At 63.0% G+C, this 500-nt stretch carries 1 pseudogene; it reads right to left on the reverse strand.

From position 1 onward, the window contains the following. A pseudogene (locus tag G7026_RS22500) lies at nt 1–500 on the reverse strand (alkyl hydroperoxide reductase subunit F); the annotation flags it as partial.

The following is a 500-nucleotide window of genomic DNA, read 5'->3' on the forward strand; positions in this document are numbered from 1 at the left end:
GACATGATCTGGCGCTGCTCGACTTCGTCCTGGAACAGCGCGCCGTCGATGGCGACGTGGCGGATGTTGGGGTTGAGCACCGCCATCAGGTTCAGCGCCTGGACCACGTCCGGGCAGTTCTGGCAGGACAGCGAGTAGTAGGTTTCGAAGTTGAATTCGCCTTCGATGCCCTTGATCTGCTCGATCACGTCCGCCGCGGTCTTGGACGGATGGCCGCCGACCTGCAGCAGGGCGAGCACCAGGGAGGTGAATTCGTGGCCCATGGGGATGCCGGCGAAACGCAGGCTGATGTCCGCCCCGGGGCGGTTGAGCGAGAACGACGGCTTGCGGGCATCGGTGCCGTCGGTCTTGAGGGTGATCTTGTCGGTCAGGCCGACGATGTCTTCGAGCAGCCCGTGCAGCTCACGGGACTTGGCGCCGTCATCGAGGGAGGCGACGATCTCGAACGGCAGGCTGACCTTTTCCAGGTAGGCCTTCAACTGAGTTTTAAGATTGGCGTC

Origin of the sequence: Stutzerimonas azotifigens, assembly GCF_013522725.1 — a bacterium.
In the GTDB taxonomy this organism is placed as follows: domain Bacteria; phylum Pseudomonadota; class Gammaproteobacteria; order Pseudomonadales; family Pseudomonadaceae; genus Stutzerimonas; species Stutzerimonas azotifigens_A.